The sequence below is a fragment of the Streptomyces sp. NPDC042346 genome, assembly GCF_055581845.1.
Map to the genome: position 1 here is coordinate 301,421 of NZ_JBVJEH010000005.1, position 15,097 is coordinate 316,517.

Annotated in this window: 11 protein-coding genes; 5 read left to right on the forward strand and 6 right to left on the reverse strand. The window is 75.0% G+C overall.

The features are described from left to right. Window positions 1-51 precede the first annotated feature (51 nt). The gene (locus tag ACZ6K0_RS22830; RefSeq protein ID WP_469229971.1) at window positions 52-1,314 is read right to left on the reverse strand and encodes a D-alanyl-D-alanine carboxypeptidase family protein; all 1,263 of its coding nucleotides are present in this window, start codon (window positions 1,312-1,314) and stop codon (window positions 52-54) included. A gap of 448 nt (window positions 1,315-1,762) precedes the next feature. Between ACZ6K0_RS22830 and ACZ6K0_RS22835 the strand changes: the two genes are divergently transcribed. Both ACZ6K0_RS22835 and ACZ6K0_RS22840 read left to right on the forward strand, forming a co-directional pair. Continuing rightward, window positions 1,763-3,802 (forward strand): potassium channel family protein, encoded by a 2,040-nt coding sequence (locus tag ACZ6K0_RS22835; protein ID WP_469230619.1) that lies wholly within the window; start codon window positions 1,763-1,765, stop codon window positions 3,800-3,802. Between the two features lie 106 nt (window positions 3,803-3,908). After that, the gene (locus tag ACZ6K0_RS22840) at window positions 3,909-5,114 is read left to right on the forward strand and encodes a cytochrome P450 family protein (RefSeq protein WP_376403922.1); all 1,206 of its coding nucleotides are present in this window, start codon (window positions 3,909-3,911) and stop codon (window positions 5,112-5,114) included. Window positions 5,115-5,124: 10 nt separating this feature from the next. Here the strand turns inward: ACZ6K0_RS22840 and ACZ6K0_RS22845 are convergent, their stop codons facing one another. Further along, entirely contained in the window at window positions 5,125-5,370 is a 246-nt protein-coding gene (locus tag ACZ6K0_RS22845) for a hypothetical protein (protein ID WP_469229973.1), read from the reverse strand. A 62-nt stretch (window positions 5,371-5,432) separates the two neighbouring features. Continuing rightward, window positions 5,433-5,909: an NUDIX hydrolase gene (locus ACZ6K0_RS22850; protein WP_469229975.1), complete on the reverse strand. Its 477-nt coding sequence runs from the start codon at window positions 5,907-5,909 to the stop codon at window positions 5,433-5,435. A 353-nt stretch (window positions 5,910-6,262) separates the two neighbouring features. On the opposite strand from ACZ6K0_RS22850, the gene ACZ6K0_RS22855 reads away from it, so the two are divergent. After that, complete coding sequence (locus ACZ6K0_RS22855; RefSeq protein ID WP_469229977.1) at window positions 6,263-7,717, forward strand: hypothetical protein; 1,455 nt, start codon at window positions 6,263-6,265, stop codon at window positions 7,715-7,717. Window positions 7,718-7,855: 138 nt separating this feature from the next. On the opposite strand, the gene ACZ6K0_RS22860 is transcribed toward ACZ6K0_RS22855, so the two are convergent. The 3 genes from ACZ6K0_RS22860 to ACZ6K0_RS22870 are packed head-to-tail and all read right to left on the reverse strand — an operon-like array spanning window position 7,856 to window position 12,095. Further along, window positions 7,856-9,079: an FAD-dependent oxidoreductase gene (locus ACZ6K0_RS22860; RefSeq protein ID WP_469229978.1), complete on the reverse strand. Its 1,224-nt coding sequence runs from the start codon at window positions 9,077-9,079 to the stop codon at window positions 7,856-7,858. Between the two features lie 41 nt (window positions 9,080-9,120). Then, window positions 9,121-10,545 (reverse strand): FAD-dependent oxidoreductase, encoded by a 1,425-nt coding sequence (locus ACZ6K0_RS22865; RefSeq protein WP_469229980.1) that lies wholly within the window; start codon window positions 10,543-10,545, stop codon window positions 9,121-9,123. Beyond that, window positions 10,542-12,095 (reverse strand): FGGY family carbohydrate kinase, encoded by a 1,554-nt coding sequence (locus tag ACZ6K0_RS22870; protein ID WP_469229982.1) that lies wholly within the window; start codon window positions 12,093-12,095, stop codon window positions 10,542-10,544. The genes ACZ6K0_RS22865 and ACZ6K0_RS22870 overlap by 4 nt, the downstream gene beginning before the upstream one ends. Window positions 12,096-12,422: 327 nt before the next feature. Between ACZ6K0_RS22870 and ACZ6K0_RS22875 the strand changes: the two genes are divergently transcribed. Together ACZ6K0_RS22875 and ACZ6K0_RS22880 are read left to right on the forward strand one after the other, a co-directional pair. Continuing rightward, entirely contained in the window at window positions 12,423-13,397 is a 975-nt protein-coding gene (locus tag ACZ6K0_RS22875; protein ID WP_376403431.1) for a hypothetical protein, read from the forward strand. Between the two features lie 75 nt (window positions 13,398-13,472). After that, a complete protein-coding gene (locus ACZ6K0_RS22880; RefSeq protein WP_469229984.1) occupies window positions 13,473-15,005 on the forward strand; it encodes an amino acid permease in 1,533 nt (510 codons plus the stop codon). Window positions 15,006-15,097 lie beyond the last annotated feature (92 nt).

Sequence of the window (15,097 nt, forward strand, 5' to 3'; positions counted from 1 at the left end):
CCCGTCCCAGGGGGTGCCCGGCGGATCGCCGGGCACCCCCCTCCGGCGTCGTCAGGCGGCCCGGCCGGCCGTCCTGCGCCGCCAGGCCCACAGCGCGAGCGCCGCCGCGCAGGCCGAGCCCACCAGGGCCAGCGGAAGCCCGGCCGACGGGCCCTCCCCCGAGGAGTCCTCGGCGGACGCGGACGCCGCCTCGGCCCCGGCACGCGGAGCTCCGCCGGCCGCCACGGAGACGGCCTCCTCCGCGCGGCCACCGTCCCGTCCCGCCGTCACGGCCCGGGTGCCCGCCTCGGCCGCGGCCTTCGTCCGGCCCGGCAGCAGCGAGCCCACCGGCTCCACCCGCCCCGCGGCCTCGAAGCCCCAGTCGAGCAGCTCGCGGGCCTCCTCGTAGACGGCGAGCCCGCCGCCGCCCTGCGGGTTCATCACCGAGACGACCAGCGTCCGGTCGCCCCGGCGCGCGGCGGAGATCAGCGTGTTGCCGGCGTTCGTCGTGTAGCCGTTCTTGATCCCGAGGAGCCCCGGGTAGCGGGCGACGCCGTCCGCGCCCGTGAGGAGACGGTTGGTGTTGGCGATGCCGTACGACCAGGAACCCGCGGGGAAGTCCGCGTACGGCGTGGAGCAGTACCGGGTGAACGCGGGGTCCTGGAGCCCGGCCCGCCCGAAGACCGCGAGGTCGAACGCGGAGGACACCTGCCCGGGCGCGTCGTACCCGTCGGGGGAGACGACATGGGTGTCCCGGGCGCCGAGGGACCGGGCCTTCTCCTGCATCTGCCCGGACATCCCGTCCCAGCCGCCGTTCATCGCGGCGAGGACGTGCACGGCGTCGTTGCCCGAGCTGAGGAAGACCCCGTTCCACAGGTCCGACACCTTGTACGTGTACCCCTCCTTGACTCCGACGAGGCTGCTGCCCGCCCCGATCCCGGTCAGCTCGGAATCGGCCACGGTGTGCTGCTCGGAGGGGTCGTGGTGGGGGAGCGCCGTGAGCGCGAAGAGCGCCTTGAGGGTGCTGGCCGGCGGCAGCTTCCGGTGGGCGTTCCGCGCGGCGAGCACCTCGCCCGAGGACGCGTCCGCGACCACCCACGAGAGCGCGGAGAGCTCCGGCGTGGAGGGCGCGCCCGGCAGCCGCTCCACCTGCGTGCCCTGGCGGTGGAGCCGCGCCGGGTCGACGAACCGGGGCGCGGGGGGAGTCGGCTCCTCCACGGAGGATCCGGGCGAGAGGGGAGGAGCGGGGGAGGCCGTGGCCGCCGGAGCGGACAGCACGAACAGCAGCGCCGCGGTACCGGCGGCAGCATGACGGACAGCTGACGTGACGATCATTCAGTCACCGTAGGGAGGAGGTGCGTCCCGCGCAGGACGGAGTGCGCCGACCGGCGTAGAGGTTCCGGCGGACGGCCGCACGGCGTGCGCCCGCCCGGGGGAGGACGGGACCGCACGGCCACCCGCATCCGCTGTCCGAGCCACAGGGCATCCTGGTGACGTGCCCTCACACCCGAACCAGAACAACGCCGTTCCGGCCGGCAGCGCCGACGCCCCACCCGGAGGAGCCCCACCCGCAGGAACGCCGGAGGCCGGAGCGCCGCCCACCGCCGTGCCTCCCGGCGCCGTGCCTCCCACCGCAGTGCCGCCTGCCGCCCTGCCGCCCGCCGAAGGGGCCACCCGGCCGGTGCCCGGTCCCGCGCGGGCCCCGGGAAGCCCGGCCGGCGGGCCCTTCGGCGCGCCCGCGTTCCGGACCGACCGGCAGCCCCGCACCGCCCCCGCGGGCCACATGATCGTCTGCGGGGACGACGCCCTCGCCCACCGCCTCGCGGGCGAACTACACGGGGTGTACGGAGAGCGGGTCACCCTCCTCGTACCGGTACGGCCCGACGCCCCGCGCACCCCCACCGCCCGCACCGGCAGGGCCCTCGCCCTCTTCGGACGCGTCACCGCCGCCGTCACCCGCACCACCGGCGGCGCCACCGCCACCGCGGCCGGGACCACGGGCGCGGCCGGCGGCGACCAGGACGGCGCCGAGCCGACCGGCACGCTGCGGGTCGTCGAGGCCGCGGAGGCCGACGACCGGGCCCTGGTGGACGCCGGAGTCGAGCGCGCCGCCGCGCTCGCCCTCGTCCACGAGGACGACGAGACCAACATCCGGGCCGCGCTCACCGCCCGCCGCCTCAACCCCCGGCTGCGCCTGGTCATCCGGCTCTACAACCGCAAGCTCGGCCAGCACCTCGAAACCCTCCTCGACCAGGCCGCGGCCGTCGCCGAACCGGGCCTCGACCCCGAGAAGCTCGACGCCGCCACCACCGTCCTCTCCGATGTCGACACCGCCGCCCCGGGGCTCACCGCGGCGGCCGTCGCGGGCACCAGCAAGGTCGTCCAGGCGGGCGGACTCCTGCTGCACGCCGTCGAGCGGACGCCGCCCGCGGGCGAGGCCCCCGACCCCGGCCGGTGCACGCTCGCGCTGCTGTCCGCCACGGCCGGCGACCCGGCGGGCTGCGAGGGCTCCGAGCGCAGCGGCGACGAGGGCCCGCGCCTCCTGCCGGACGACCGTACGGTGGCCGCCGCCACCGGCCGGGCCGCCGTCACCCTCGAAGCGGTCACCTCGGCCGCCCCGACCCTCCCGGCCGGCCGCTTCGGCGGCTCCGGGCTGCCCGTCGCCTCGCTCTTCTCCCGCCGCCTGCGCTGGTCCCTCGGCGGGGCGGCCGCCGCCGTCCTCGCCCTGGCCCTCGCCTCCACCTTCACCACCGGCGACCACCCCCTGCACGCCGCCTATCTGACGCTCCTCGACGTCTTCGCCATCGGCGACCCGGCCGTCGGCGAGCCGACCGGCCGTCAGGTCCTCCAGATCCTCGCCGGGTTCGTCGGACTGCTCCTGCTGCCCGTGATCGTCGCCGCCCTCCTCGAAGGCCTCGGGACCTTCCGCACGGCGACGACACTGCGCCGGCCGCCCCGCGGACTCTCCGGCCACGTCGTCCTCCTCGGCCTCGGCAAGGTCGGCACCCGGGTCCTCGCCCGGCTCCGCCGGATGGACATCCCCGTCGTGTGCGTCGAGTCCGACCCGGAGGCGCGCGGCGTCGCCGTCGCCCGGCGGCTGCGCGTCCCCACCGTCATCGGCGACGTCACGGAGGAAGGCGTCCTGGAGGCCGCCCGCATCCACCGGGCCCACGCCCTCCTCGCCCTGACCAGCGTCGACATCACCAACCTGGAGGCCGCGCTCTCCGCCCGCTCCGTCGCCCCCGACCTGCGGGTCGTGCTCCGCCTGTACGACGACGACTTCGCCACCGCCGTCTACCGCACCCTGCGCACCGCCCACCCCGAGGCGCTCACCCGCAGCCGCAGCGTCTCCCACCTCGCCGCGCCCGCCTTCGCCGGGGCCATGATGGGCCGCCAGGTCCTCGGTGCCGTCCCCGTCGAGCGCCGGGTCCTGCTCTTCGCCGCCGTCGACGTCGCGGACCATCCGCTCCTGGAGGACCGCACGGTCGCCGAGGCCTTCACGCCGGGAGCCTGGCGGGTCATCGCCCTGGACCGGACCGCCCCCGCGTACGGCGCCCGGCACGGCACCGGGGCCGCGGCCCGGGGCCAGGACTGGCGCCTCGCCCCGGAGCGCGTCCTCGGCCCGTCCGACCGGGTGATCGTGGCCGCGACCCGCCGGGGCCTGGCCGAACTCCTCGGCCGCGGGGCCGCGACGGGCCGCAGCGCCCCGACGGGCCGTGGCGCCGCGACGGACCGCGGGGCCGCGACGGACCGCGGGGCCGCGACGGGCCGCGCCGCCGCCGTCCGTACACCGGACAACTCCGTACAACCACCGTCGGGTTGACCGTAGGATCTGACCGCTCGCGTGCCGCACCGGCCCGCCTCCGCAGTCAGGAGTGCCTTCCGTGAACACCCCGCACAGTGCCGCCCCCGGCCGGCCGCCGCACCGCATGGACCCGGCCGGCGGCTGCCCGCACGCGGCCAACGCCCGGCTCCTCGCCGAGGGCGCCGTGACCCCGGTGGTCCTGCCCGGCGACATCGAGGGCATGGCCGTGCTCGGCCACGACGCCCTCCGTGACTTCCTCTCCCACCCCGACGTCGCCAAGGGCCCCCAGCACTTCACCGCCCTCGCCGAGGGCCGGATACCCGACGGCTGGCCCCTGCGCACCTTCGCCACCGTGCCGGGCATGATCACCGCGGACGGCGCCGACCACCGCCGCCTGCGCGCCCTGGTCAGCAGCGCCTTCACCGCACGCCGGGTCGAGGAGCTCCGCCCGCGCGTCGAGGCCGTCACGGCGGGGCTCCTCGACGGACTCGCCGAGGCGGCCGGGACCGGCGGCGGCGTCGCCGACCTGCGCCGCCACTACGCGCTCCCGCTGCCCCTCGGGGTCATCTGCGAACTCTTCGGCGTCGACCCCGCCCACCAGGACCGGCTGCACCACCTCTCCAGCCTCGTCGTCGCCACCGACACCGAGCCCGCACAGGCCGTCGCCGCCAACCGCGAACTCGTGGAGCTCCTCGCCTCCATCGCCGGCGACAAGGCCCGCGCACCCGGCGACGACCTCACCAGCGCCCTCATCGCCGCCCGGGACGAGGGCGGCGACCGGCTGAGCCAGCCCGAGCTGATCGGCACCCTGCTCCTGATGATCGTCGCGGGCCACGAGACCACGCTGAACCTCGTCACCAACGCCGTACGGGCCCTCTGCGGCCACCGCGAGCAGCTCGCCCTCGTCCTCGAAGGCCGGGCCGCGTGGGCGGACGTGGTGGAGGAGACCCTGCGCTGGGACAGCCCGGTCAGCTACTTCCCGTTCCGCTACCCCACCCGCGACCTCACGGTCGACGGCACCCTCATCCCCCGGGGCACCCCCGTCCTCGCCGGCTACTCGGCGGCGGGCCGCGACGCGAAGGCGCACGGCCCGGACGCCGACCGCTTCGACATCACCCGCACGTCGGCGGCGAAGCACCTCTCCCTCGGCCACGGCCCCCACTACTGCCTGGGCGCCCCGCTCGCCCGCATGGAGGCCGCGATCGCCCTGGAGGCGCTCTTCACCCGCTTCCCCGACCTGGACCTGGCCGTCCCGGAGGCCGAGCTGACCCGCCACTCCGGCTTCGTCGGCAACAGCGTCCGGGCGCTCCCGGTCCGCCCGACCCCCTGACGGACTCCCCCTACCCGGTCCTTCCCCAGGCGTTCGCGGGGGAGGCCCGCAGCGAGGAGACGAGGCGCAGTAGTCGGTCCTCGTTCCCCGAGAGGCCCGCCGCGCGAAGCGCCTCGTCGGCCTCCGCCATCGGATGGGTGAGCATCACCCCGGCGTACGGGGCGAGCTGCGGGTCGGTCAGCACGGCCTGCGTGGACTCGAGCAGCCGCAGGTACGCCTGGGCCGCCGCGCGCTCGTTGGCGGTCATCGTGGTCATGTCGGGCTCCCTCTCGACAGTCTGCGCTCACCACCCTCTCGCACGGGTCTGACAACGGGGGGTCAGGCCTGTGTGCCGAGGTGCTCCGCCAGCCGTTCCAGGAAGACCCGCTGGCCGGCGACGAGCAGTGGAGCGGCCGTCTCCGGGGCGAACCAGCCGACCCGGTCGATCTCCGGGAACTCCTGGTGGACACCGGACCGGGGCGGCCATTCCATGGTGAAGGTGCCCGGCACCACCGCCGCCGGGTCGAGGTCACCCTCGACCGCCCAGACGGTGACGGTCTTCCCGCTGCGCTGCCGCGCCTCCCCGAGGTCGATCCAGGTGCCCTCGGGGGCCGGCAGCCCCAGCTCCTCCAGGAACTCCCGCCGCGCCGCCGCCTCGGGTGGCTCGTCCGGCTCGTACTCCCCCTTGGGAATCGACCAGGCCTCCCGCTCCCGGGAGGCCCAGAAGGGCCCGCCCATGTGGCCGATGAGGACCTCGACTCCGCTGTCCGCCGTCCGACGGAAGACCACAAGACCCGCACTGCGCTTGTCCGACATACGGCCAAGTCTGACGGAACGACACCCGGAATCGGAGGTTCCGGTGCAACACCCCACATCCCGTCCAGGTGTGCGTGGTTGACCCATCGAACGGCTTGCCTCCGCGTGAGCGTCCTGAAAGCCTTCGTTCGATTCGGCTGTCGCAGCAGCAACAACGGAGGCAGAACCGCATGCCCCCACGCATGTCCCCCCACACATCCCCCCCCCGCACGTCCCGGACCCGTAGGGCCCGGGCGTGGCTGACCGCCGCCACCGCGGTCACGCTGGCTCTGACCGGTCTGTCGGCCCCGGCCCACGCCGGGGAGACGGCCGCGCCGTCGGGGCTTCAGGAACCGCAGGCGACGGTGAGCGCCGTGGCACCCGTGGGTGCCCTGGGATGGACCGGGCCCGGCGGGGCCGCCGACCCCTCGGACTTCACCCTGCAGGCCGGCGCGATGAACGGGACGACCGCCGAGCGCGTCGCCCGCCTCGACGGCGTCCTGCCCAAGTCGGGCGTGTCGAAGCTCCTCGCCGACGCCAACCGCACCGTGAACACGACGTCGTGCGCCCGTGACCCGTTCGGCACGGCGCCGGCTCCGGCCCTCAAGTGGTGCCTGGAGAACGACGACTCGACCTCGCGCGAGTGGATCCCGCAGGCCATGACCGGGGTCTCGGACGCCGCGGACAACGAGCAGTACGGCACCGGCAACGACACGAACATCCAGCTCTACGCATCCTGCGACAACTGGGACCCGGGACGCGACAGCAACGGGAACGAGGTCGGCGACTGCAGTGCCGACGAGTTGAAGGCGAACGACGCCTGCAACCAGAAGGGCGTGCGGGTCTCCTTCGTGCAGCGCCGCGCCGACGGCACGGTGAAGTACCGGCACGTGCTGCTGGGCTGGGCGTACGAGAACGGTGCCGACCACATCTCCTTCGACGGCGTGCACGCCTCCGAGGGCTCGACGGTCCCGAACCCGGACAAGGAGATGCAGAACGGGCTGCACGCGGGCGGCATGGTCTGGTATGGCCACTACCTCTACGTCGCCGACACCCGCAACGGCATCCGGATCTTCGACATGGAGAAGATCATGGACCTGGATCCCAACGGGGACGGCAAGGCCGGTGACGCGATGGGCGCGGACACCGACGGGGTGCAGACCACGTCCAACGTCGAGGACAAGACGAAGGTCGGCCGCGACAACAACGTCTGGTACAGCTTCGGCTACCGTTACGTCATGCCGCAGGTGGCCGCCTGGAAGTTCAAGGTCGACCAGACCAACCCCACGGGTACGTTCAAGTGCGTGAGCACGGGCGCCCCGAAGGCGTCCTACCTGTCGCTCGACCGCAGCACGACCCCGGACCGGCTGATCATGGGCGAGTACTGCCGTCCGGAGAGCGGCTACCCCTCGCCCGGCCGCATCGCCTCGTTCCCCGTCAAGAGCCTGGAGAACCGTTCCGGCGAGGTGGCGGCCGAGGGCTGGGCCAACTACCTGCCCATGACGGACGGCGGCGCCCAGGGCGCGCTCGCGATGGGCGACAAGCTGTACGTCAACCAGAGCGCCGGTCACAACAGTCCGGGCAACCTGTGGCGCTACAAGTGGAGCAACGGCGCGCTGGTGTCCAACGGCAGCGCGATCAAGACCGCCATGGGCGCCGAGGACCTCTCCTACGAACGAGGCGCGCAGCGCCTGTGGTCGGTCTCCGAGCACTACGGCCCTGCGGTGAACGCCGAGGCCCTTGAGGACGGCGAGTCGGCGAAGTGCCTGGGTCTCGTGTGCGAGCGCGTTCTCTACGCCCACAGCAAGGCGCAGCTGGACGCCCCGTAGTCCGGCCCCGCCCTCGCCGACCCCGTCCTCGGCGGCCCAGCCCTCGGCGGCATCGGCCCCACTGGCATCGGCCCCACCAGCATCGGCTCCCGCCGCGCGGATCGCGCGTGGCGGGAGCCGATGCCGTTCCCCTCCGGATCAGGGGCACTCCGCCGCGCCGACCACGACCGGTCCGCCCGCCAGGTCCACGCCGCTCGTCCACTCCGGCCCGAGCCGCACCGAACGCCAGGGCACGAGCTCCCCGCGCAGCCGCTCCCGCCGGAGCGGGACGCCCTCCTGGGCGACGGTCAGGAGCGGTCGTACGAGACGCCGGTCCGGTCGGACGAGCAGGGGGACGGACGCCGGGCCGAGGAGACCGGGTGTCACCCACCGCAGGGGCCCCTCCGTCAGCACCGGCACTCCCGCGGCGGCCCGGGGCACCCCGGCGAGCAGGTCGAGGACGGCGGCGGCGACCGCCCGGCCCTCGGCGGCGGCCACCGGCGCCGGCTCCACCCCGCGCAGCAGGTTGCCGACCGCGAAGACCCCCGGCTCGGCCGTGCGGTACCCGTCGTCCGTGACGGGCCCGCGGGTCCCCGGCGCCGGTGCCAGACCGCGCGCCCGGGCCAGCTCGTGGTCGGGGATCCAGTCCCCGGTGAACACCACGGTGTCGCAGCGCAGCACGGACGTCCGCCCGTCCCGGCCCCGGACCGCCACCCCGGTCAGCCGGCCCCGGCCGAGCAGCTCGGCCACCGCCGTCCGGGTCAGGACGGGTACGGCTCCGAACCCGGCTGCCGCGCGCGGCAGTTCGGTGACGACCGCGGCCACGTCCACGCCCGCCGCGCGCAGCGCCCGTACCGCGTGCCGGGCCACCGGCTCACCGCCGACGACCACCGCCCGCCGCCCGACGCGCTCGCGCACGTCCCCGTCGCGCGGCCCGAACAGCCTTGCCGTCTGCTGGAGTTCGCCCGTGGTGAGAACCCCGGACGGCCGGGAGCCCGGTACGAGCCGGGCGCTGCGCGGTCGCTCGCGGGCCCCCGTCGCGAGGACCACGGCGCGCGCCCGGATCCGTTCGAGCCCGGTCGGCGCGGTGACGTCGAGGGTGAGCGGCCCGGCCCAGCCGGTCGCGGAGACCCCGGTACGGACCACGGCTCCGGCGCGCAGCGCCGCCCGGACCGTGCGGCGCGCGTACGCCGGGCCGTCGAGCGGCCGCCCCCGGTGGTCCGCGCCGAAACCGGGATGCCCGCAGTGCCGCGGTACGCCGCCGGCCGTGCGCTCCCGCTCCAGCACCTCGACGCGTTCCGCGCCCGCCGCGGCGAGCCGCGCGGCGGCGGCGAGCCCGGCTGGCCCCGCGCCGACGACGAGCACGTCGACCGTCCGGCTCACCGGAACCCCCTGCGCCGAACCTCCGTTGACCTGCCCCTCCTTCACCGCGACTCCCGCCCCCGCCCGTACTCCTCGCTCAGCGCCCGTACCTCCGCGCCGCAGAAGTGGCCCTGGCACCGCCCGCCCCGGGCGCGCGTCCGGCGCCGCAGTCCGTCCGGGCCCGCCGGGGGGATCGTCGACGCGTACGCGGCCCGGATCTCGCCCCGCGTCACCCGCTCGCAGTGGCAGACGACCGCGCCGAACTCGGGGTCCTTGGCGATGAGTTGCGCGTCGCGGTACGGGCGGGGGAAGGCCTCGCCGAGATTCGGCATGCGGACGGGGGCGAGCGGACGCTCGGGCCCGGGGGCGAGCCCGCAGTCCGCGAGGAGTTCGAGGACGTGCTCGGCGAGCGCGAGGGAGGCGGTGAGCCCGGTGGAGCGGATGCCGCCCACCGTGACGTACCGCAGCACGGGATGGGCCGCGCACCGGTAGTCCTCCTGCCCGGTCGCGGCCCGCAGCCCCGCGTAGACCGCCGTGACCTCCTCGTCGAGCAGCGCGGGAAGGATGCGTCCGCCCTGCTCGCGGAGGCCGGCGAGCCCTTCCGCCGTCGTGCCGGTGGCGCTCTTGTCGTCGAGGTCCTCGGCGGTGGGCCCGAGCATGACGTTCCCGTACACCGTGGGCGAGACGAGCACGCCCTTGCCGAGCGGCCCGGGGACCGGGAGCAGGATGTGGCGGACCAGGTCACGGGCGAACTTGTCGAAGACGAGCAGCTGGCCCCGGCGGGGGGTGACGGCGAAGTCGTGGCGGTCGAGCAGCGCGTCGAAGGCGTCCGCGTGGAGCCCGCAGGCGTTCACCAGGTACCGGGTCCGCAGCACCCCGCGCCCGGTGACGAGCCGGTGCCACGGATCGCCCGTACGCACCTTCTCCACCCGGCAGTTGAGGTGGAGGTCGACTCCGGAGCGGACGGCCTGCGTCGCGTACGCGAGGGTGGTCGTCCACGGGCAGATCACCGATTCGCCGGGAACGGCGAGCGCGGCGAGCGCCCCCGGGCCCAAGTGGGGCTCACGGGACCGGAGTTCCTCGGCGGACAGCATCCGGGTGGTGCGGTGGCCGTTGCGCTCGGCCTTCTCCGCGAGCCGGGGGAGCGTGGCGAGCTGCTGCTCGTCCCAGGCGACGAGCAGCGCGCCGAGCGGCTCGACGGGAATCCCCGCCTCGCCGGCGAACGCGCCGAGCAGCCGGTGCCCCTCGCGGACGAGGCGGGCTTCGAGCGTGCCCGGGACGGCGTCGAAACCGGTGTGCAGGATGGCGGTGTTGGCCTTGGACGTGCCGTCGCCGACGTCGTTCGCGGCCTCCACGAGCGCGACCCGCAGCGGGTGGCGGGCCAGGGCGCGGGCGATGGCGCAGCCCACGACCCCCGCCCCCACGACCACGACGTCGTACTCGGCTTCCTGTTCCGCGGGCAGCGGGCCGGTGCGCGTGACGCTCATCCGGCGCTGCCCGCGCCGGCATTTCCGGCGTTCCCCGCGCCGGCGCTCCCGGCGTCCCCCGGGCCTGTACGCCCGCCACCCCCCGCCCCGCCGCCACCCCCCGCCCCGCCGCCGCTGCCGCGGTCGACGAGTGCCGACACCTCCGCGCGGAACGCGGCCAGTCGTGCGGCGGCCTCGTCGGCCGGGATGCGGGGCTCGTAGACGGCCGAGGGCTTCCACTCCGGGACCGCCTCGCGGAGCGTGAGCCCCGGGTGGCGGCCGAGCCGGGCCACCGCGCCCACCCCGAGGGCCGTGGCATCGGGCAACGACGAGACCTCGACGGGCAGTTGCAGCAGATCGGCCTGGGTCTGCATGAGCAGCGCGGACCGGGTCAGGCCCCCGTCCGCGCGCAGCGAGGTCAGCGGTGCGCCCCGGTCGGAGGCGACCGCCGCGGCGAGCTCCACCACCTGGGCGGCGATGCCCTCGCACAGCGCGCGGACCAGATGGCCGGGGGAGGTGTCCAGGCCGAGCCCGGTGAGCGAGCCGCGCACGTCCCCCCGCCACCACGGCGCGGCGAGGCCGGCGAGCGCGGGCACGAAGGTGACCCCGCCGGTGTCCGGCACACCGCCGCCGACCGCGTCGAGCTCCTCCGCCCCGGCGAGGACGCCCAGGTCGGTGAGCCAGCGGACCGCCGAGGCGACGGTGTACGCCTGGCCGTCCAGGCAGTGGGCGACGCGCCCGCCGAGCCGCCAGGCGACACAGCTCACCAGGCCGGAGGTGCCGCGCCGGGGCTCGGGCCCGGTCTGCGCGAGGAGGAAGGCGCCCGTACCGTAGGTGCACTTGGCGGCGGCCGGGTCGCTCGCGCTCTGCGCGAGCAGGGCGGCCTGCTGGTCGACGAGGAGGCCGGTCAGCGGCAGCGGCGGGCCGAAGGCCGTCGTCGTGCCGACCGGGGTGTCGCAGTCCACCACCCGGGGCAGCCGCTCGCCGCCCAGGCCGTACAGGTCGAGGGCCGTCTCCGACCAGGCGACCGTGTCCAGATCGAGCAGTCCGGTGCGCCCGGCGGTCGCCGCGTCGGTGACGAAAGCGCCCGTCAGCCGGTGGACGAGCCAGGAGTCGCTGGTGGTGACCACCCCGGCGCCGGTGGCGTGACGGCGGATCCAGGCCATCTTGGGTGCGGCGAAGTAGGGGTCCACGGGCAGGCCGGTGAGATGGCGCAGCTGCTCGGCGTGGTCGTCGAGCCCGTCGCAGACGGAGGCGGCCCGGCGGTCCTGCCAGACGAGCGCGTCCGTGAGGGGCTCGCCGGTGGCGGGGTCCCAGGCGAGGACGGTCTCGCCCTGGTTGGCGAGACCCACGGCCGTGACCGGGGTGCCCGCCTCGGCCAGTGCCGCCCGGCCGGCCGCGACGACGGAGTCGTACAGCTCACGCGGGTCGACCTCGACCAGACCGCCCGGGAGGTACCGGGGCCGGACCGGGGCCGTGCCCGTGCCGATCACCCCGCGCTCCGGGCAGAGGACGAGCGCCTTCGTGCCCGAGGTGCCCTGGTCGACGGCGAGTACCGGGCCGCCCGTCATTGCGCTGCTCCCGTCGCAGGATCGGAGGGTGATCGTCCGATCACCGAAAAGGGTCAGGGTGCCGCTGTCCGGGCCCGGCGTCAAGCATCGGCGGCCGACACCGTCAGGTCGGACCGGCCTTCCTGACAGCAAGTCAAATTCAGTCGCTGGCTTAATAGTTACTGTCGCCCAGAAGAGTGGACTGGTCGAGTCCAGTGCCCTCTATAGTGATCGCCGATCAACGGCAGGAAGGCCGTCGGGGGACTGACCACCCCCCTCCATCCACCGAGGAACCATGTCGCCCACACCAGGATCCACGCCAGGCCCCACACCAGGCCCCACCCCCTGATGGCCGCTCAGGGCTTCCGTCCCGTCTACCACCCCGCGGGACACGACCACGCCCTGCGGGGTGCCGTCCAGGACCTGCGCACCGGCCGCTGGGTGGCCATGGCCCGGCTGCTCGACGAGACGTCGGGCTGGGACGGCTGGACCCGGCGCACCCAGGTGCTCGCCGCCGTCGCCGCGGGCACCGACGTCGTCCACACCTGGCGCACCGAACAGCCCGGGAGCATCGCCGCGACCGTGATGCACAGCCGTGTCGCCGTGGAGCGGGCCGTCCGCGCCCACCGCGCCGGCCACGCCCGCACCCGCGAACTCTGGCAGGAGGCCTGGACCGGCTGCCGCGAGGCCGCCGAACTGGCCCCCGCCGACCCCGTGCCCTGGGTCGGCCTCCTCGCGCTCGCCGCCCTCGACGGACGCCAGCGCATGGCGGAGCACCGGCTCTCCCCGCCGGCGCCCATGCTGGCCCCCGGCCCCTGGGGCCTGCTCGCCGAGGCGGAGAAACGCGACCCGTACAACCGCGAAGCGCACCACCGCATGCTCCAGTTCGTCTACGCCCGCAGCCCCGGACCGCTCTCCGAGGCCGTCAACTACGCCCAGTGGGCCGCCACGTCCGCCCCCGTCGGCTCCGCCCTGCACGCCCTCCCGCTCTACGTGCGCGTCGAGCGCTACCGGCGCGAGCGCGGCCACGAGCGCGCCCTCGACCTGCACTGGGTCGCCGAGGACGCCGTCCGCGACGCCGAGCGCGCCCTGGACACCTGGTTCTTCTTCTGTGCCACCGAAGAGGCCTCCCTGCTCGACCTCAACTACCTGGCGCACGCCCTCTACGGAGCCCTCCGCTTCGACGACGCGGCCCGGGTCTTCAAGGCACTCGGCCCGTACTACGCGACGCTGCCGTGGGCCTACCGCACCGACCGGCCGGACGACCGGGCCCACGCGGAGGACGTCTTCCTGCGCGCCCGGTCCCGCTGTCTCACCGGTTGACGCCCCGCCCGCGGCGCCCCCGTACGCACGACCCCGCTCCTTCCCCCCGCTCACCGCCCGTCCCCGGAGGTACCCATGTCCCGCACCACGGCCCAGTCCGACGCGATACGCAAGCCACCCCCCGCCCAGGACGAGGAGGCGCGGCTCAGAGAGCTCGGCTACCAGCCGGTCCTGGCCCGCCGCATGGGAGGCTTCGGCAACTTCGCGATCAGCTTCTCCGTCATCTCGGTCCTCTCCGGCTGCATGACCCTCTACGGCTTCGGGATGGGCACGGGCGGACCCGCCGTCATGCTCTGGGGCTGGGCGGGTGTCGGCCTCTTCGTCCTCTGCGTCGGCCTCGCCCTCGCCGAGGTGACCAGCGCCTACCCCACCTCCGGCGCCCTCTACTACATGGCGGACCGGCTCGGCGGACGGCGCTGGGGCTGGTACACGGGCTGGCTGAACCTCCTCGGCCTGCTCGGCGCCATCGCCGGCATCGACTACGGAGCCGCGCTCTTCACCGGGGCCTTCCTCAACCTCCAGTGGGGCTTCGAACCCACGGCGGGCTCCACCTTCCTCATCTTCCTCGCGATCCTCCTGCTGCACGCCGTCCTCAACCTCTTCGGCGTCCGCCTGGTCAGCGTCCTCAACTCGGTCAGCGTCTGGTGGCACCTCGCGGGTGTCGCGCTCATCGTCGGCGCGCTCGCGTTCGTCCCCGACCGCCACCAGTCCGTGGACTTCGTCTTCACCGAGTTCGTCAACGACACCGGCTGGGCCAACCCCTTCTACGTCGCCGCGATCGGCCTGCTCCTCGCCCAGTACACCTTCTCGGGCTACGACGCCTCGGCCCACCTCTCCGAGGAGACCTCGAACGCCTCGGTCACCGCCGCCAAGGGCATCGTGCGGGCCATCTGGGTCTCCTGGATCGCGGGCTTCGCGCTCCTCGCCGGACTGAGCTTCGCCATCCAGGACTACGCCGCCACGCAGAACAGCGCCACCGGAGTCCCGCCCGCCCAGATCCTCCTGGACGCCCTCGGCTCCGGCGGCGCCACCGCCCTCCTGCTCGTCGTGATCGTCGCGCAGCTCTTCTGCGGCAACGCCGAGGTCGCCGCCGCGAGCCGCATGGTCTTCGCCTTCAGCCGCGACAACGCCCTTCCCGGCTCGGCGATCTGGCGGAAGGTCAGCGGACGCACCCAGACCCCGGTCCCGGCCGTCTGGCTCGCCGTCGCCGTGGCGGCGCTGCTCGCCGTCCCCTCGCTGTACTCGGCCACCGCCTACGGCGCGGTCACCGCGATCAACGTCATCGGCATCACGCCCGCCTACGCCATCCCGATCTACCTCCGCCTGCGCGCCGGGAACCGCTTCACCCCCGGGCCGTGGAGCCTCGGCCGGTGGAGCAAGCCGATCGGCTGGACCGCCGTCGTGTGGGTGGCCGTGGTGACCGTCCTGTTCTGCCTGCCGCAGAAGTCCCCCGTGACGGTCGACTCCATGAACTACGCCGTGATCGCGCTCGCCGTCGTCCTCGTCCTGGCCAGCGTCTGGTGGTACGTCGCCCGCCGCTCGTACGGCACCCCGACGGCGTACGGAACCGCCCGCGAGGAGGCGGACATCTCGGAGGGCATCGTCTAGCCGCCCCGCCCCGCCCCGCCCCGCCCCGGATCCGCCTCGACACCGTGAACCCCCGCACACACGCCGGGGGTTCACGGTGCATCCGGTGTTCA